Annotated in this window: 16 protein-coding genes; 8 read left to right on the top strand and 8 right to left on the bottom strand. The window is 60.8% G+C overall.

The genetic code is table 11. The annotated features are described in order from the left end of the window. Positions 1-58 precede the first annotated feature (58 nt). The gene (locus PO778_RS00390) at positions 59-1,339 is read right to left on the bottom strand and encodes a metal-dependent hydrolase family protein (protein WP_160729156.1); all 1,281 of its coding nucleotides are present in this window, start codon (positions 1,337-1,339) and stop codon (positions 59-61) included. A gap of 150 nt (positions 1,340-1,489) precedes the next feature. On the opposite strand from PO778_RS00390, the gene PO778_RS00385 reads away from it, so the two are divergent. Next, positions 1,490-3,544 (top strand): S9 family peptidase, encoded by a 2,055-nt coding sequence (locus PO778_RS00385; protein WP_271438203.1) that lies wholly within the window; start codon positions 1,490-1,492, stop codon positions 3,542-3,544. A 109-nt stretch (positions 3,545-3,653) separates the two neighbouring features. On the opposite strand, the gene PO778_RS00380 is transcribed toward PO778_RS00385, so the two are convergent. Then, positions 3,654-4,538, bottom strand: a complete 885-nt coding sequence (locus tag PO778_RS00380) for a MipA/OmpV family protein (RefSeq protein ID WP_271438202.1) — start codon at positions 4,536-4,538, stop codon at positions 3,654-3,656. Positions 4,539-4,601: 63 nt separating this feature from the next. Then, a complete protein-coding gene (locus tag PO778_RS00375) occupies positions 4,602-5,192 on the bottom strand; it encodes a DUF2585 domain-containing protein (RefSeq protein ID WP_271438201.1) in 591 nt (196 codons plus the stop codon). A 77-nt stretch (positions 5,193-5,269) separates the two neighbouring features. Between PO778_RS00375 and crtY the strand changes: the two genes are divergently transcribed. The 6 genes from crtY to PO778_RS00345 all read left to right on the top strand — a co-directional run bounded on the left by crtY (position 5,270) and on the right by PO778_RS00345 (position 13,362). Further along, positions 5,270-6,490 (top strand): lycopene beta-cyclase CrtY, encoded by a 1,221-nt coding sequence (gene crtY, locus PO778_RS00370; RefSeq protein ID WP_271438200.1) that lies wholly within the window; start codon positions 5,270-5,272, stop codon positions 6,488-6,490. A gap of 56 nt (positions 6,491-6,546) precedes the next feature. Beyond that, the gene (locus PO778_RS00365; protein WP_160730546.1) at positions 6,547-8,043 is read left to right on the top strand and encodes a phytoene desaturase; all 1,497 of its coding nucleotides are present in this window, start codon (positions 6,547-6,549) and stop codon (positions 8,041-8,043) included. An 8-nt stretch (positions 8,044-8,051) separates the two neighbouring features. Beyond that, the gene (locus PO778_RS00360; protein WP_271438199.1) at positions 8,052-8,633 is read left to right on the top strand and encodes an LOG family protein; all 582 of its coding nucleotides are present in this window, start codon (positions 8,052-8,054) and stop codon (positions 8,631-8,633) included. A 23-nt stretch (positions 8,634-8,656) separates the two neighbouring features. Next, positions 8,657-9,703 carry a phytoene/squalene synthase family protein gene (locus PO778_RS00355; RefSeq protein WP_271439311.1) on the top strand — a complete coding sequence of 349 codons (1,047 nt, stop codon included), beginning with the start codon at positions 8,657-8,659 and terminating at the stop codon, positions 9,701-9,703. A gap of 52 nt (positions 9,704-9,755) precedes the next feature. Then, complete coding sequence (locus PO778_RS00350) at positions 9,756-11,678, top strand: acetyl/propionyl/methylcrotonyl-CoA carboxylase subunit alpha (protein ID WP_271438198.1); 1,923 nt, start codon at positions 9,756-9,758, stop codon at positions 11,676-11,678. A 136-nt stretch (positions 11,679-11,814) separates the two neighbouring features. Next, positions 11,815-13,362 carry an acyl-CoA carboxylase subunit beta gene (locus PO778_RS00345; RefSeq protein WP_271438197.1) on the top strand — a complete coding sequence of 516 codons (1,548 nt, stop codon included), beginning with the start codon at positions 11,815-11,817 and terminating at the stop codon, positions 13,360-13,362. Between the two features lie 44 nt (positions 13,363-13,406). On the opposite strand, the gene PO778_RS00340 is transcribed toward PO778_RS00345, so the two are convergent. Further along, a complete protein-coding gene (locus PO778_RS00340) occupies positions 13,407-14,630 on the bottom strand; it encodes a multidrug effflux MFS transporter (protein ID WP_160729149.1) in 1,224 nt (407 codons plus the stop codon). A 113-nt stretch (positions 14,631-14,743) separates the two neighbouring features. Here PO778_RS00340 and dinB point away from each other — a divergent pair, with 113 nt between their 5' ends. After that, positions 14,744-15,877 carry a DNA polymerase IV gene (gene dinB, locus PO778_RS00335; RefSeq protein ID WP_271438196.1) on the top strand — a complete coding sequence of 378 codons (1,134 nt, stop codon included), beginning with the start codon at positions 14,744-14,746 and terminating at the stop codon, positions 15,875-15,877. On the opposite strand, the gene PO778_RS00330 is transcribed toward dinB, so the two are convergent. The 4 genes from PO778_RS00330 to PO778_RS00315 form a co-directional block, all read right to left on the bottom strand. Further along, a complete protein-coding gene (locus tag PO778_RS00330) occupies positions 15,863-16,339 on the bottom strand; it encodes an NUDIX domain-containing protein (protein WP_271438195.1) in 477 nt (158 codons plus the stop codon). The two genes, dinB and PO778_RS00330, sit on opposite strands and share 15 nt — an antisense overlap. Then, entirely contained in the window at positions 16,327-16,947 is a 621-nt protein-coding gene (locus PO778_RS00325) for a 6-phosphogluconolactonase (protein ID WP_271438194.1), read from the bottom strand. The genes PO778_RS00330 and PO778_RS00325 overlap by 13 nt, the downstream gene beginning before the upstream one ends. Before the next feature lie 72 nt (positions 16,948-17,019). After that, positions 17,020-17,481 carry a Dps family protein gene (locus PO778_RS00320; RefSeq protein WP_271438193.1) on the bottom strand — a complete coding sequence of 154 codons (462 nt, stop codon included), beginning with the start codon at positions 17,479-17,481 and terminating at the stop codon, positions 17,020-17,022. Positions 17,482-17,583: 102 nt separating this feature from the next. Next, complete coding sequence (locus PO778_RS00315; protein ID WP_271438192.1) at positions 17,584-18,144, bottom strand: hypothetical protein; 561 nt, start codon at positions 18,142-18,144, stop codon at positions 17,584-17,586. Positions 18,145-18,161 lie beyond the last annotated feature (17 nt).

Here is an 18,161-nt window from a genome sequence, read left to right as displayed (position 1 = left end):
CCTATCGACCAAAGGCATTTGCCGGTCGATTAGCGGCACGCCGCCTGGCGGGCCATGATCAGTCCGCGATCTTGCCCCGCACCATTACCCAGTCGACGTTTTCCAGCACGGTTACGTCGGTCAGCGGATTGCCTGCCACCGCAATGATATCTGCCGAGTATCCCGGTGCAAGGCGGCCAATCTGGCCTTCCATACCGAGCACCTTCGCGGCGACCGTGGTCGCACTGGCAAGCGCCTCGCGGTCGCTCATCCCCTGATCCTTCAGCAGGCCGAATTCCTCTGCATTGCGGCCGTGCGTGAAGACGCCGGCATCGGTCCCGAAAGCGATCTCGACCCCTTCCTTGCGGGCACGCGTGACCAGCGAAAGCGCCACATCAACGGTTGATCGGATCTTCTCCTCAACCACCGGCGTGTAGACACCCTTGCCCAGCCCTTCGCTGATACCTTTGAACGCCATCAAGGTAGGGACCAGGATCGTCCCGTTCGCTTTCATGGTTCGCGCCGCCTGCTGGTCGATGAAAGTGCCGTGTTCGATCGTGTAAATGCCCGCCTTGCTCGCCGCCTCGATTCCGCGCGCGCCATGCGCATGCGCCATGACCTTTAGCCCCAGCGAGCGGGCGGTGTCGGCGATGCTCTTCATCTCGTCGGCGGTGAAGTGCGCCTCCAGACCCGCGCCCTGCTGGCTGAGCACACCGCCGGTGGCAGTAATCTTGATCACATCAGCCCCGTTCTGGCCCGCGCGGCGCACTTTCTCGGCGCATTCGACAGCGCCAGTGCAGGTGTATCCACTGGTCAGCACTTCGTTCACCTCGGGCTTGAAGCCGGAAACATCGCCGTGCCCGCCGACAATCGCCAATGCCGGACCCGCCGCGACAATCCGCGGCCCAAGGATCATACCCTCGGCAGTGCCGCGGCGCAGAGCAAACGAGGTATGCTGCGCACTGCCCGCTTCGCGCACTGTGGTGAAACCTGCCCGCAGCGTTGTTTCTGCATTCTTTGCGCCGACCACAACGCCCCATTCTTCTGCCTCGATCGCTTCTTTCCAGAAATCGCCGCCAGGATCGCCGGTCAGATGGACATGCAAATCGATCAGCCCGGGAAGGACTGTCTTGTCGGGCATGTGCACCATCGTTGCACCTTCGGGCGTAGGTAGGAAACCGTCATCGATGCTCACGATCTTGCCATCGGTCACGGTGATGGTTGCCGGGCCGGATGCGGTTCCGGCTGCGTCGGTGACCACCGATCCTGCGTGGATGATGGTTGTTTGGGCAAAAGCAGTGCCTGCGAACAGGGCAGTGCTGGCGGCAAGTGCTGCGGCAATCAATCGTGTCGAACGCATTTGAAAATCTCCCTCGTTGCGCAGGTGATGCCTATGATGTCCCGGCGAGGCAAGCGGGCTGTGCGGAACTTCGCACCAGCCATCCGGTTGCACTGGTAACCAGTTTGGGTATTACCGTCGCAAACGTACGTCACGAGAGGAAAACACCAGATGACACGCAAGCTCTTGCTCGCAGCCACTCTGCTTGGTTCGGTTTCAATCGCCGCAACCGCAGCAGCCCGCCCGATGACCCCGGAAGATGTTGCCAAGCTGGAAAGCGTCGGAGCTATCGCGGTTTCGCCCGACGGTTCGCGGGTCGCCTACACCACTTCCAGCTTGCCCGATGTGACAGAGGGCGAAGACAATGGCTCTTTCAAGCAGGAACTGAGCGTTGCCTACGGTCCGGATAACGCACGCGTTTTCCTTCCCGCCGATGTCAGCCCTTCCAACATCAAGTTTTCGCCTGATGGCCGCACGATCAGCTTCATCTGGTCGCAGGACAAGGAAAAGCGCGCGGTCTGGGGCATCCCCGTTGATGGCGGCGCGCAGCGGAAGCTGGCCGCAGTGGACGGTGCCAATGTCAGTTCCCACGTGTGGAGCCCCGACGGAACCACCATTTACATGCTGGCCAGCGCCGATGCTGACGAACAGCGCGAAGAACAGAGCGATGCCGGTTTCGACGCGATCGTATATGAAGAAGAAGCCCGCCTGAACCGGCTGTTCTCCGGACGGTACGGCACCGATGTGGATGCTGATCCGGCGGAGGTCACCATCCCCGGATATGTCAGCGCATTCCAGGTTGCGCCGAACGGCACGACCGCAGTGATCGAAACATCCCCCACTCCCAATGTCGACGACAGCTATACGCTCAAGCGGGTCAATATCCTCGACCTGTCGAGCGGCGACATTACCGCAATCGTCGAAACACCCGGCAAGATCGACGATGTCGAAATTTCGCCGGACGGCAGCAAGCTTTCGATGATCGCCGGGATCGACGAGAACGACCCCGCCCCGACTACGCTGCACCTGGTCGATATCGCGACCGGCGCATTTTCAGCCGTCAACGGCGGAGCAGCAGAGGCTGCGGTGGACGCCGAATTCCTCGCCGATGGACGCCTCGCGACTGTCATCGACAAGGGCGCGACCAGTATCCTGCGCATGTATGATGCGAACGGCAACCAGCTGGCCGAATACGGCACTGGCGGCATTGCAATCTCGGGCATCAAGGCTGGCGGCGACCGTATCGTTGTGCGCGGCGATAGTGCCATGCACCCAAGCGAGCTTTTCGCGCTGGAAGATGACGGCACGCTGACCCGTTGGACCAACCACAATGACTGGCTCTCGGAAATCGACTTCGGCACTCAGCGTACGGTTACCTACAAGGCGCGCGACGGACAGGATGTCGAAGGCATTCTGATCGAACCTGTCGGCGGCATCCCCAGCGGCGGCGCGCCGATGATCATGAATGTTCATGGCGGGCCGGAAGCACATGAAAGCAATGGCTGGCAGACTGCCTATAGCAAGCCCGGCCAGGTTGCCGCCGGTCAGGGTTACGCCGTGTTCCTGCCAAACTATCGCGGCTCCACCGGCTACGGGGTCGATTTCGCCAAAGCGCACCAGAACGATTACGCTGGCAAGGAATTCAACGACATCGTCGATGCGAAGCGTCACTTTGTTTCTGAAGGCATCGCCGATGCAGACCGCGTCGGTATCACTGGCGGTTCCTATGGCGGCTATGCCTCTGCATGGGGCGCGACTGCGCTGTCGGCAGAATATGCGGCGAGCGTGATGTTCGTCGGCATTTCCAACCAGATCAGCAAATTCGGCACCACCGACATTCCGGTCGAGATGTACAATGTGCACAGCCGCAAATGGCCGTGGGAAAACTGGCAGGGTATGCTGGAAGTCTCGCCGATCTATCACGTCGACAAGGCCGAAACGCCGATCCTGATCATGCACGGCGCAGAAGATACGCGTGTCGCGCCCAGCCAGAGCTATGAACTGTACCGCAACATCAAGGTTCGCACCGACACGCCGGTGCGTCTCGTGCTGTACCCCGGTGAAGGGCATGGCAACCGCAAGGCAGCCAGCCGCTATGACTACAATCTGCGGATGATGCGCTGGTTCGACACGTACCTGAAGACTGGCGACCGTGATGCACCGCTGCCGCCATCGCGGCCGCAGCTGGCCGAAGGTGCCAAGGGCGCGGCTGCCGCAGAAGATTGATCATCGGGCTGGCCCCGCTGGCCTGCACAAGAAAGCCCGCCGCCGGATCGAACCGGCGGCGGGCTTTTCTTTAATAGCTTGGCCTCAGACGCGGCGCATCGTTTGGCGCTTAGAAGGTGTAACCCACGCCAACTGCCACGAACCACTGGTCCGCATCGCCGCGAATGCTGGTGAGAGGCGTATTCTTTGCATCGCCCAGCATGCGCGAATATCCGCCGATACCGACCAGCGCGAGGCCGCCATTGGTGGCATCCCCGTCCAGGTCATAACCCAGCAACATCGTGGCGCTTGCCTTGGTAAATCCGCCATCGGCCTGAAACTGCGGCAAGCCGCTGACGGTGCTGCCCGCAGCATCGACGCTGAAATAATAGTCGGCATAGCTATCATCGGCATATTCCGCGCCTAGTGTGAGCGAGGCAACTGCACCGCGGCTGAGCGGCGTGAAATATGTGACCGACGGATCGATTACCATCCCGTCATGCGCGCCCGCGACATCCCAGCGCATATCGACGTTGAAGCTCAGGCTGTCATACGGGTTGAGCAATGCAGGCAGGCTGATGCCCGCTGTCGGACCGACTTCGATTGCCGTATCGAGTTTGCCCAGGCTTTTTACCACCGGGTCTTTGATCTGTGAGGCACGCGAGCGGCGAATACGCGCCGCTACGCCGAGATCCAGACCGGGCCCTTCCTCTGCATCAGGAATGAAATCAACGGCCAAACCGCCGGGGCGCGGATTGAAATCGACCCCGCCAACCGAGCCTTGCACAATCGGCAGGACGGAAACGACGTAGTCGTCCGAACCGTCATAGCTTGGCGAATACGCGGCGCCGATGCCAACACTGACCCAGTCACCGTCGAAAACGGTTTCCGGGCGCTCTGCCGGGCCGGAGACTTCAGCGGTTTCGCCGGTGTCTTGATAAGTCTGCGCCATCAATGGCTGACCTGCGATTGCCGCGGATGCAGCGATGAAAAGCGATGTTTTGGTGAATGACATTCTTGAACCCCTGTTTGGATCACTAACGGGATTGCAGAAATGTCGTTCCTGTGCGGCGCGCAATTATCCCATGCCCTGCCACTGCTTGATCGCCTCTATCGGCCAGACCAGCATGACGATGTTGAGGCTCAGATTGTCGCGGATCGCCCACAAGGTGAACAATTCGAAGAATACCGCCAGCAACAGGCTCGCCTGCCACGGGATGCGCGCCGCGACATAGAAGCCGGCGATCATCCAGCCGATATCGGCCATCGAATTCACAATGGAATCGCCCGCATAGCCCAGGCTGATCGTCGCCTCCCGGTAACGGTTGATAACCGCCTCGGTGTTTTCGGAAATTTCCCAAGCAGCCTCGACGATAACTGCGATGGGCAGCGCCCATTTCGCCGGTCGCCCGCCAAGCAGCGCCCATTTTTTCCAGAGCAGGAACGCCGCCGCATACATGATCAGGCCATGGGTAAAATGGCTGGGGCTGTACCAGTCTGCGATATGCTGGCTGTTTTCGGAAGATTGCACCACGCCGTGCCACAGCTTTACCGTTCCGCAGTCACAGATCGCAGGCCGTCCCATCGCGAACAGGATCGCCAGAACGACAAGCAGGAGAATGATCGTCGCCAATGCGGCTTTGCGATGCGGCAACAGATGACTGGTCATGCCGCCTTGTGACACGGGGGACGACGGAAGCAAACACATTGCTCCCCGGCGCGGCGCAGCCTAGGGGAATGCAGGTAATGAACGGGCGCGCTAGTCAGACCAGAACCGAAATTGCCATTGTCGGCGGCGGACTTTCCGGCGGGCTGATTGCGCTCGCGCTGCGCCGCCACCATCCGGAAATGCATGTCACGCTGATCGAGGCCGGCGAAACGCTGGGCGGAAATCACCGGTGGAGCTGGTTCGAGAGCGATCTTGGCCCCGAAGGAACCGCGCTGATGGCGAGTTTCCGCAAATCCGAGTGGGATGGATATCAGGTCCAATTCCCGGCTTACCGGCGCAGGCTAGGCTCACGCTACAGATCGCTGACTTCGGAAGATTTTGATGCCGCGCTGCGCCGCGAACTGGGGCAGGACACGATCCACACCGGCCATTCTGCGGCATCAATCGATGCAGGCGGCGTCACGCTGGCAAACGGCCACCGTATTTCCGCGCGCTCCGTCATCGATTGCCGGGGTCCTGAGCCCAGCCGGCACCTGACCGGCGGCTGGCAGGTTTTCATGGGCCGTCTGACACGGACCGATCGGCCGCACGGCATCAAGCTGCCGGTGATCATGGACGCGAATGTCGAACAGTTTTCGCCCGGCAGCGATGATGGGGCCTACCGTTTCGTCTATGTCCTGCCGCTGGGCGCGAACGAGCTGTTCGTCGAAGACACCTATTACACGGACACACCCGATCTGGACCGCAGCGCATTATCATCCCGCCTCGACCGATATCATGCCGCGCAGGGCTGGGACGGCCAGATATTGGGCGGTGAAACGGGCATCCTGCCGGTCATTACCGGCGGCGATTTCAGCGCGTTTCAGGCGCAGCAGCGCGTCGATGGCGTCAGCCTTGCTGGCGCGCGTGCCGGATTGGTCCACCCGCTGACCAGTTACACCTTGCCCTTTGCAGTCAGCACTGCACTGGCGATTGCACAGGACGCAGAATTGCCCGGACAGCAGTTGGCCGCTCTGCTTGAAACACGCGCACGCAGGCATTGGTCGCGCACCGGCTTTTACCGGATGCTTGGTTCGATGCTGTTCGGTGCGGCTCGGCCGCGGGAACGCTACCGGGTGTTCGAGCGCTTCTATCGCTTGAACGAGGGATTGATCGAAAGGTTCTATGCCGGGGAATCGCGCCTGAAAGACAAGGCGCGCGTCCTGATGGGCAAGCCGCCCGTACCTGTCGGCAGGGCAATTTCCGCCCTGGCCGGAAAAGGCGCGCCATTGATTGCGCGCGAGGAGAAAATTGGATGAGCAGCAAGACTGCCAGCGCTGAACCTGACCTGCTTTCCCAAGTGGAAGCTGCACCGATGGATACGGGAACCGGCAAAACCGCCTGTGTGATCGGTTCCGGCTTTGGCGGTATGGCGCTAGCCATGCGTCTGCAATCGGCCGGCATCCAGACAACCGTTATCGAAGCCCGCGACAAGCCCGGCGGCCGGGCCTATTTCTGGGAGAAGGACGGCTTCATTTTCGATGGCGGCCCGACCGTTGTAACCGATCCGCCCTGTCTGGAAGAATTGTGGTCGATATCCGGCCATGACATGAAAAAAGATGTCGAGCTGATGAAGGTCCACCCCTTCTACCGGCTCAACTGGCCCGACGGTCACAATTTCAATTATTCAAACCGGCAAGAAGAACTGAACGAGGAAATCGCCAAGCTGGAACCGGAAGACGTCGCCGGGTATCAGCGGTTTCTCGAATATTCTGCCGGGGTTTACGAAGAAGGCTATGTGAAGTTGGGCACGGTCCCGTTTCTCGATTTCAAATCGATGCTGAAAGCTGCACCCGCGCTGGCCAAGAAACAGGCATGGCGCAGTGTCTATTCGATCGTTTCGAGCTTCATCAAGAACGAGAAAATCCGCGAGGCGCTGAGCTTCCACACGCTGCTGGTGGGCGGAAACCCGTTCAAGACCAGCGCAATCTACACTTTGATCCACAAGCTGGAAAAAGATGGCGGCGTCTGGTGGACGCGCGGCGGCACCAACCGCCTTATTGCCGGGATGATACGCCACTTCGAACGGCTGGGCGGGACCATGATGATCGGTGATCCGGTGATCCAGGTCCACACCACTGGCAACAAGGCGACCGAGGTCGAAACAAAGAGCGGTTTCAAACAGCGTTTCGATGCGGTCGCCAGCAATGGCGACATCATGCATTCCTACCGCGACCTGCTGTCAGGCAGCAAACGCGGCAAGGATCAGGCGAAATCTCTGTCACGCAAGAAGTTCAGCCCCGGCCTGTTCGTCGTCCATTTCGGGCTGGAAGGGACATGGCCGGGTATCCCGCACCACATGATCCTGTTCGGCCCGCGGTATAAGGGGCTGCTGGACGATATTTACGACAACGGCGTGCTGCCGCAGGATTTCAGCATTTATCTGCACCACCCGACCGTGACCGACCCCAGCATGGCCCCGAAGGGCAAAAGCACTTTCTATGCACTCGTGCCCGTTGCCCACATGGGCAAGCTGCCGGTCAACTGGGACGAAGTCGGACCAATCCTTGAAAAACGGATTCTGGACGAAGTCGGCCGGCGTTTGATCCCGGACATCCATGATCGCATTGTGACCAAATTCCATTATGCGCCCAGCGATTTTGCAGAAGATCTGAACGCGCATCTCGGCAGCGCTTTCAGCCTTGAGCCGATCCTGACGCAAAGCGCATGGTTCCGCGGACACAACCGCGATGATGTTATCGACAATTTCTACCTGGTCGGTGCCGGGACGCATCCGGGCGCAGGTATTCCCGGTGTCGTGGGAAGTGCTAAGGCGACCGCCGGCCTGATGATCGAGGATTTGAAGAAATGAGCCACCCGATGAAACGTCTTGCCGTCTATTGCGGCTCCGCCACGCCGGACGATCCGCGCTATATGGAACTTGCCGCGCAGGTTGGCGCTGCACTTGCACAGCACGGGATCGGCGTTGTCTATGGCGGCGGCAGGCTGGGTCTGATGGGCGCAGTTGCAACCGGCGCGCTGGAAGCTGGCGGCGAAGTTATCGGCGTAATTCCCGAAGCGCTTGCCAATTCCGAGGTCGCCAACCACGACTGCACCGAATTGCATACCGTATCCGGCATGCACGAACGCAAGAAACTGTTCACCGATCTGTCGGACGGGTTCGTCACCATCCCCGGCGGCGTGGGCACAATGGACGAATTGTGGGAAGCGATGAGCTGGGCACAGCTTGGTTATCACAGCAATCCGGTCGGCCTGCTTAACGCGTTCGGTTTCTATGACCAGTTGATTGCTTTCAACTCGCACATGGCATCGGTCGGCTTCGTTCGGCCTGCGCACCACAGCATCATGATCTGGGACGGCGACATCGAAGGCCTGCTGGGCAAGATGGCCGCTTACGAGCCGCACAAACCGATTTTCCAGATGAAGGCCGACGATCTTTGAGCCCGATCCGGATCTCTGCCCGGATGCTCGCGCCTTCGCGCATCCTGCGCGGCACGCCGCACCAGGCGGGTGGCGGCAGGGACCGGTTTGCACTGGTTGAAAAGGCGCGCCAGTCGATCGAGGAAGGCTCCAAAAGCTTTACCGCAGCATCCACCCTGTTCGACATCGACACGCGCGAACGCGTCTGGCTGCTCTACGCTTGGTGCCGCCGGTGCGACGACATCGCCGATGCACAGGAAATGGGCGGCGAACTGGGAGATCAGGCGGGCGCGGAAAGCAGGCTGAAATCGATCCGCGTGCTGACACAGCGCGCGTTCGACGGACTGCCCACGGCCGATATTGCGTTCGACGCCTTCGGCCTGGTCGCGCAGGAAAGCCGCCTGTCCGCGCAAATGGCGGAAGACGTCATCGAAGGTTTTGCACTGGATGCACGCGACTGGCGTCCGCGCAGCGAGGCAGACCTGCTGCGCTATTGCTATCACGTCGCCGGTGCGGTCGGAGTGATGATGGCCGCGGTCATGGGCGTCGATCCTGACGATGACGAAGTGATGGACCGGGCCTGCGATCTGGGCATCGCGTTCCAGCTTGCCAATATCGCCCGAGATTTGCTGGAAGATGACGCCGCCGGGCGGTGTTATCTGCCGATGGAATGGCTGGTGGAAGAAGACATCGAACCCGGCCAGCATACCAAACCGCACCACCGCGCTGAACTGGCCGACATGGCCGAAAAACTGGTCCTGCTGATGGACAAATACGCAAAGCGCGCCCGGCTGGGGACGGTGGGCCTGCCGTTCCGTAGCCGCTGGGCCATCCTGTCTGCCGCCCGCATCTACACCGATATCGGTTACGAGGTGCGCCGGCGCGGCAAGGCTGCGTGGGACCACCGCGTGCATACCAGCAACCTTGGCAAGATGGGCCATGTAACCGCCGCTTTCTTTGAAGCGCTGAAAAACGATCCGGTCGGCCCGGACGATGAACCGCCGCTGGATCGGGGCGATATCCTGCTGGCCGTGCGGATGGCCGGCCCCATCGCCCCGCCGCCGATGGACCCGCTGCCCGACGAACTGTGATCTGCTGCCCTCTGCGCTCGACATGGGCGGCGCAGGGTTCTAATCGGTTGGCATGATTTCAAAGCTTCTGATCGCCAATCGCGGCGAGATTGCCTGCCGTATTATCCGCACCGCCCGCGAAATGGGCGTCGCCACCGTTGCGGTCTATTCCGATGCCGATGCCAAGGCGCTGCACGTGCGCCAGGCCGACGAGGCCGTGCACATCGGCCCTTCCCCCGCTGCGGAAAGCTATCTGGTGGGCGCAAAGATTATCGCAGCGGCCAAGCAGACCGGCGCGGAGGCGATCCATCCGGGTTATGGCTTCCTGTCCGAGAACGCCGATTTCGCTCAGGCCGTGATCGACGCTGGCCTGATCTGGGTTGGCCCTAAGCCGGAGAGTATCCGGGCGATGGGCCTCAAGGATGCGGCCAAGGAACGCATGATCGCCGCCGGAGTGCCCGTAACCCCAGGCTATCTTGGCGCAGACCAGTCGGTGGACCGCTTGAAGAAAGAGGCCGACGCAATTGGCTATCCCGTGCTGATCAAGGCCGTCGCAGGCGGCGGCGGCAAGGGAATGCGCAAGGTCGACGTGCCGGAGGATTTCGTCGCATCGCTCGAAAGCTGCCGCCGCGAAGCCAAGGCCAGCTTCTCCAACGACGAAGTCCTGCTGGAAAAGTGGATCACCTCGCCGCGCCATATCGAGGTGCAGGTGTTCGGCGACAGCCACGGCAATGTCGTCCACCTGTTCGAACGCGACTGCTCGCTCCAGCGCCGCCACCAGAAGGTGATCGAGGAAGCCCCCGCCCCCGGCATGGACGAGGCCACGCGCGAGGACATCTGCGCCGCCGCCGTGCGCGCTGCCAAGGCGGTCGATTACGAAGGCGCTGGCACCATCGAATTCATCGCCGACGCCAGCGAAGGCCTGCGCGCCGACCGCATCTTCTTCATGGAGATGAACACCCGCCTGCAGGTCGAACACCCGGTGACCGAGGAGATCACCGGGGTGGATTTGGTCGAATGGCAGCTAAGGGTGGCAAGCGGCGAGCCGATCCCGCTAAAGCAGGAAGAGCTGAGCATCAACGGTTGGGCGATGGAAGCGCGGCTCTATGCGGAAGACCCGGCGAAGGGGTTTTTGCCGAGCACGGGGCCGTTGGAGAGGCTTGATCTCGGTTTGGCTTTTCGAATCGATACTGGTGTTTATCAGGGCGGCGAAGTCACTCCATTCTACGACCCCATGATCGCCAAGATCATAACTACCGGTTTTGAGCGCTACGAAGCCATCGACGCGCTTGTGCAGTCGCTCGACAGTCTCGAAGTCTGGCCGATCAAAACCAATGCCGCATTCCTTCGAAGGGCCGCAGATCATCCAGATTTCCGCGAAGCAAATCTGGACACCGGTTTCATCGCGCAATTCGAGAGCGATTTGGTCCCATCTGAAGAAATCGGGAATGCCGAATGGCAAGCTGCCGCACGTTTTGCGCTTTCAGACTTTCCACAAGAAGCAGCTTACCTGCCTCAAGGATTCCGTCTCAATGCAGCGGACATCAATCGGACTACTCTTTCTCATGGTGGAGAAACTCGTCCAGTCGACATCGACGACAGCGCCCATCTCATTACCTCGGACTTCGGTAGCCCGATGGTGCTCGCCGGAGGTGCTACCGAAGCAACTGCCTACACAGCGCTAATCGATGACGAACAGATCGTGCTGTTTGCGAATGGGCGTGCGATACAATTCGCGCGGACTTCACGCGGCACCGGCCACGCCTCCGCCGTCGACGGAGCCATCCTCGCCCCCATGCCGGGCAAGGTCATCGCGGTCGATGTGGCCGAGGGCGATGCGGTCACCGCGGGCCAGCGGCTGATGGTACTCGAGGCGATGAAGATGGAGCACGCGCTCACCGCGCCATTCGACGGGACCGTATCCGAGCTATCCGCCAGCACTGGCGGCCAGGTTCAGGTCGAGGCGGTGCTGTGCGTGGTGGAGCCTACGGAGTGAGGCTTGCTGCTCAGCACCAAATGGTTGCGCAGCAACCGCAAGCTCGCCGATGTTCTTTAGCGCCCGCCCGCAGCGACGCGATCCTTGAAGGAATGAGCGAGGAAATCGCACGCCGAATGGCGTGCGGAAAACAAAAATGACCTGGAAGAGCGAACTCGAGGAACTACGCCGCCGCGAGGAACTGGCGGAACGCATGGGCGGGGAAGAAAAACTCGCCCGCCAGCATGGCCGCGGCAAAATGGATGCACGCGCGCGCCTTGCCGCTCTGGTCGATGACGGGTCGTTCCGCGAAATCGGCAAGATCGCGGGCAAGGCCAGCTACGATGAAAACGGCGATCTGGAGAGTGTCCTCCCCGCCCCGTTCCTGTTCGGCAAGGCTCTGATCGAGGGGCGACCGGTTGTCGCCACGGCAGACGATTTCACCATTCGCGGCGGCGCGGCAGATGCCGGGATCAGCCGCAAGATGGTACAGGCGGAAAAGATGGCGCACGAGATGAAGCTCCCCATCATCCGCATGATCGACGGCACCGGCGGCGGCGGCAGCGTGAAGACGCTGGAGGCGATCGGCGCAACCTATATTCCCGCAGTGCCCGGCTGGGGCGAAGTGGTGAAGAATCTCGATACGGTGCCCGTTGTGGCGCTGGCGCTGGGCCCGACTGCAGGACTGGGCGCAGCGCGCACCGTTGCCAGCCATTATTCAATCATGGTTCGCGGGCTGAGCCAGATTTTCGCCGCCGGCCCCGCCGTGGTCGATGGCCTGGGCGCGAGCTACAAAAGCGCCGCCGATCACCAACAGGCAAAAGAAGACCTCGGCGGCAGCGAAATCCACACGCGCAACGGCGTGGTCGATGACGAAGTGGCAAGCGAGGCCGAGGCGTTTGCCCGCGCACGGCATTTCCTTTCATTCATGCCCGAACATGTCGGCCAGCTGGCGCGGCGTTCCAATTGCACCGACCCTGTCCACAGGCGCGAAGACGCCTTGCTGAGCCTGGTCCCACGCGATCCCAAGCAGGTCTATTCCATGCGCCGATGCCTGGAGATGGTGCTGGATCAGGGCACAGTGTTCGAAATGGGCCGCAATTGGGGCCGCGCGGCGATCACCGCGCTGGCCCGGCTGAACGGATATCCGGTGGCCGTGGTCGCCAGCGACCCGAGCTTCCTTGGCGGATCGTGGGAAGCCAAGACCAGCGAGAAGGTCGAGCGGTTCGTGAAACTGGCCGACCAGTTCCGCCTGCCGATCATTCACCTGGTCGACAATCCAGGTTTCATGATCGGTCGCGAGGCGGAAATGGCGGGCACCATTCGTTACGGCGTCAACGCGATGAATGCGATTTACAAGGCCACCGTGCCGCTTGCTTCCGTAGTACTGCGGCGCGCATACGGCATCGCAGGCAGCGCGATGAGCAATGCGGAAACCTATCAATACCGCTTCTGCTGGCCCAGCGGGGACTGGGGCAGCCTGCCCATCGCAGGCGGGCTGGAGGTTGCCTATAAATCGGAATTGGAAGCCGCCGAAGATCCTGCCGCCGAATTGGAAGAGATCAAGGCGCGGCTGAACAAGGTCACGTCACCATTCCGCAGCGCAGAACGGTTTAATGTCGAAGATATTATCGACCCGCGCGACACGCGTCCCTTGCTGTGCGAATTCGCCGAACTGGCTTGGCGTAGACTGGAAAGCGAATAGGCTCTGCGCGGCCCCGAGCACGATCTGACGCGCCCTGTCGTTACTCAGTTACTCACCCGGCGGAACAGCTTGCCGTGTTCGCTGAACAGCACGATGGCCAGCGCCAGTAGCGCGCAGCTGAGCATCGAAACCGCCAGCGGCCGCGCCGTTCCATCGTATAGCCCGCCGATTACCGCACCCAGAACCGCGCCTGTGCTCATGCGCAGCGCGGTCTGCGCTGAACTGGCGGCACCGGCGATATGAAAGAACGGTTGCATCGCGATCGAACTGAAGTTTGCGCCAATAAAACCGAGCATTGCCATCGACAGGCTCATCAAGACGATGAACTGTGCCAAGGGCTGCTGCGCCTGACTGGCACTGATGAATTGCACCACGCTGATGGCGATGAATGCGATCAAGGCCGTGTGGCTGACACGGCGCGCGCCAAAGCGTTCAACGATCCGCGAATTGGTGAAATTGGCCAGCACCATGCCAACCACCGCGCCGCCGAAAATCAGGGCGAAGTAGTTGCCCATGCCGAATGTTTCGCTGATCAATTGCTGGCTGGAATTGAGGAAGCCGAACAGCGAACCGAACACCAGCGCGCTGCCCACGACATAGCCGATCGCGCCGCGATCCGTCAGCGCGGTGCCCATATTGCGCAGGATGGTGCCCACCTTGATGTCCTGTTTGTTGCCTTCCTGCAGCGTCTCTGGCAGCCGCGCCCATACCCAGATGCTGACCAGCAGACCAACCACCGCCATGGCCCCGAAGATCGCGCGCCAACCGGCCAGATACATGATCCCCTGCCCGACCGCCGGGGCGAGAATGGGCACCAGCAGGAAAATCATCATGATCAGGCTCATCAATCGGGCCATGCGGTCGCCGCCGACCTGATCGCGCACTATGGCAGCGGGGACCACGCTGAGACCCGCGCAGGATATTCCCTGCACAAGGCGCAAAGCCAGCAGCACATCGTAATCCGTTACCAAAGCACAGGCGAGCGAAAGGACGATGTAAGACACCAGCCCGATTGCGAGCACCGGGCGCCTGCCGAAACGGTCCGCAAATGCGCCGGGGAAGAAGGCGCCGATACCGGAACCAAGGAAGTAAGCGCCGATCACGAACTGGCGGTCATTTCCCGACGCACCCATTTCGCTGGCCATCTGGCCAAGCGCAGGGAGCATGGCATCGATCCCGAAGGCCTGCAGGCTCATCAGCAAAGCCATCAGCACGATCATTTCGCGCTCGCCCAATGCGGGCCTCGGATTGATCGGCTGCGTTGTCATTGGTTTTCCTTGGCTGCTGGCCGTGCGAAAGGCCAGCACGTTTTACCTTGCAACTTAAATCAGCAGGGCCGCAGGCGGTTCCCCGCAAACCCGAACGCGCCTATTCCTGCAGTGTGACGAACGAGAATCGACAGGATGCAGGCTCTGACAGCGACGGCGATGAAGCCAGCGGCCTGCGCAAGATCATCCATGTCGACATGGATGCGTTTTTCGCCAGCGTAGAGCAGCGCGACAATCCCGACCTGCGGGGAAAACCGGTGGCCGTCGGGGGCAGCGGAGGCCGCGGCGTGGTGGCCGCGGCAAGTTATGAAGCGCGGAAATTCGGGGTCCGTTCCGCGATGCCGTCTGTCACTGCAAAGCGGCTGTGTCCCGACCTCATATTCGTGAAAAGCCGGTTTGACGCCTACCGCGAGGCATCGGGCAAAATCCGCGAGATATTCCTCTATTTCACTCCTCATGTTGAACCGCTCAGTCTGGACGAGGCATATCTCGACGTGACCGACGACATTCGCGGGATCGGCAGCGCGACCCGGATCGCCGAACTGATCCGCACGCGAATCCACGAACAAACTGGGCTGACTGCCAGCGCGGGGGTCAGCTACAACAAATTCATCGCCAAGTTGGCCAGCGACCAGAACAAGCCCGACGGCCTGTGCGTGATCAAGCCGGGTCATGGCGCGCAGTTCGTGGCAACTTTGCCTGTTCGCAGGTTTCACGGCGTTGGTCCGAAAGGTGCCGAGAAAATGGCCCGTCTCGGCATCGAAACAGGCGCAGACCTTGCGGCGAAGGACATTGAATTCATGCGGGCCAATTTCGGCAGTTTCGCCGATTATCTCTACCGCGCCGCGCGGGGGATTGACCTGCGCCCGGTCCGTGCAAACCGGATTCGGAAATCCGTCGGCGGGGAACGGACCTTCAGCGACGACATCTCCAGCGGTTCTGCCTTGCGGGAGACAATGGACAATATTGTCGACATCGTGTGGGAGCGGATTGAGCGATCCGAAGCTAAAGGGCGAACCGTCACCCTGAAAATGAAATACACCGATTTCCAGATCGTCTCGCGTGCGCGCTCGCTGACTGGTAATGTTCAGGACAAAGCGGAATTCGCCCGTATCGGGCACGAATTGCTGGAGGAGATGCTGCCCCTGCCGATGCCGATCCGCCTCATGGGGCTGACACTATCCAATCTGGAGCGCGAAGGGCAGGATGAGCGCAAGCCAGATACGGCGCAGCTATCCCTGCTTTGAATGTTCCGCCCACAAGGCCAGCCTGCGCCGCGTGGTCTTGGTCAGCGGTTCGGGCAGTGAATGCATCGGGAAAAACCGCGCATCGATAACTTCACGCATGTCGGCCCGGGGCATTCCCGAAACCTTGGCTGCAAAAACATGCACGGTGTTTTCAGCGCCGAACAGCACGTCTTCCTGAATGCCGATCAGTTTGAGCGAGTGAGCATCGCAGCCCGTTTCTTCCTGAAGTTCCCGTCGCGCGGCAACATCCGGCTGTTCGTTTTTACCAACCCCGCCTGTGGGCACGTTCCAGCCGCCTGAACCATAGCTAAGCCGGAGCAGCAGCAACTGCCCCTGCAGATCGGTGGCAATCACTGCCACACCTTGCAAGGCCGGTTTCGTCAGCCGCCACCACGCCGTTCTGCCCCGGTCAGCCGCACGGTAAAGCAACCGGTGCATGGCCGGTGGTATCAGGCGAAGCATTGTACGTCCTGACCGGCAGCCGATAGCAAACGGGCAATCGGCAGATCATGTTCGCCGCCAGCAGCCGCATCAAACACGGCGTGCTTGTCTTCGCCGCGGATGACAAACACCAGCGTATTGCTGTTCAGCAGCGCCGGAATGGTCAGTGTGATCCGCTCAAACGGCGCCTCCGGAGGGAGTGGATCGGGGGTCAAGGTTCGCACAGGCTGCGGATCGTCTGCCTTCGGATCCGTATTCGGGAATAGGGACGCGATATGCCCATCGGCCCCCATGCCAAGCCACGCCAGAGCGAAACGCGGCGGCTGTGCATCGGGGGAAAGCGGGACGATCCGTGCGCCGACAGGTTCAAGCAGGCTGCGGATCTTGCCGGTGTTGCTCGCCGCATGATCTTCCGGAACAATCCGGTCATCGCCAGGCCACACATCAATCCGCGACCAATCGATTGCGCTGTCTTTTAACCGCTCGAATATCGGAAACGGGGTCGATCCGCCGGGAACCGTGATCGCAATGCGCCCATCGCTATCCCGCAGTTCTGCAAGCAGTTTTTGTTCCAGCCACGCGGCGATCGCGTGGTCGTCAGCATTTTCGACAAGGGTCACATTGGCCATGTAGCGCACCATAACAAAAAGCCCGCCGGGGCATAATGCTCCGACGGGCTTTTCGGGGGGAAAGACTATTCCTTATTTCAAAGTCTGGCTGAGGAACCACACGCGCTCTTCTGCCATGTCGGTCCAGTCATCCAGCAGACCGTCGGTCGCATTGTCGCCTGCCTGTTCGGCAAGCGGCTTCATGTCTTTGAGGCGCTTGACCATCGCAGCGTTGTCGTCGCGGAGCTCTTCGACCATTTTCTCGGCCGAGAGGCTGGTGTCGTCCTGATCCTTGACCTGCGTGTTTTTCGATACCGAGGCGATGCCGGTCAACGTATTCTCGCCTAGCTTGCGGACCCGTTCGCCGATCACATCGATCTGGTCACGAATTTCGATGGCATGCTCGTCGAACATCAGGTGCAGATCGCGAAAACGCGGTCCAGCCACGTGCCAGTGAAAATTCTTGGTCTTCAGATACAGTGCAAAGTGGTCTGCCAGCAGGCCGTTAAGTTCGCCGACCAGTGCCATTTTCGAGTTGTCGCCAGTGTTGGCCATTTCATAGTCCCCTTCGGATCAAGTGCATATGCAAGATCAACGGGCGGAACGCGCTTGGGTTTCCCAGTTTGTCCCTTTTAGACTAATCGGATATCTCGATTACTAAATAAGACCACGTGCGGAAAGTGCGATCACAGCTGCCGCGATGCCAACCACGACCGCCAGCACGGTACGGATCGTTCTGAGCGGCAAGACAGCCTCCAGATCACCGCGCAGAACCCAGCCGAGAGCGACCGCTGCCATTCCCCCGATTGCCCCGCCTGCACCGGCAAACCACGACAGGCCCGCCCCCGCAGCAAACGCAAAAATAAGGAAGCGCGAGGCATCGCCGAATTGCCGTGCAAGCAGCACAATGCCGATTGCGCCGAGAGAGCGGGTTGGTTCCACCGGTTTCCTGACGCGGTTCGGCCACGCCAGTTCGGCGCTGGCCATAATCAGGGCAAATGCGGCCAGCATCGTTTTGGCAGGCCCGGGCAACATCGCGCCGATATGCGCGCCCGCCGCTGTCATCAATGCGGCGGTGCCGGCAGCAATCAGGCAGCCAAGTACCAACAGCGCATAATTGCGCCCAAGTACGCCCGAAAGGCGCGCAATCAGGACCTGATCACGGCTGCCGAGCGAAGTCAGGAAAACCGCAACCAGCGAGAACAGGAAAGCCGACACCGGCGATCAGCCCCGCG

It is taken from the genome of Pontixanthobacter luteolus, assembly GCF_947494915.1.
Classification (GTDB): domain Bacteria; phylum Pseudomonadota; class Alphaproteobacteria; order Sphingomonadales; family Sphingomonadaceae; genus Pontixanthobacter; species Pontixanthobacter luteolus.
The sequence above is the reverse complement of the archived record's forward strand: the minus strand, read 5'-3'. Positions and strand labels throughout refer to the sequence as shown.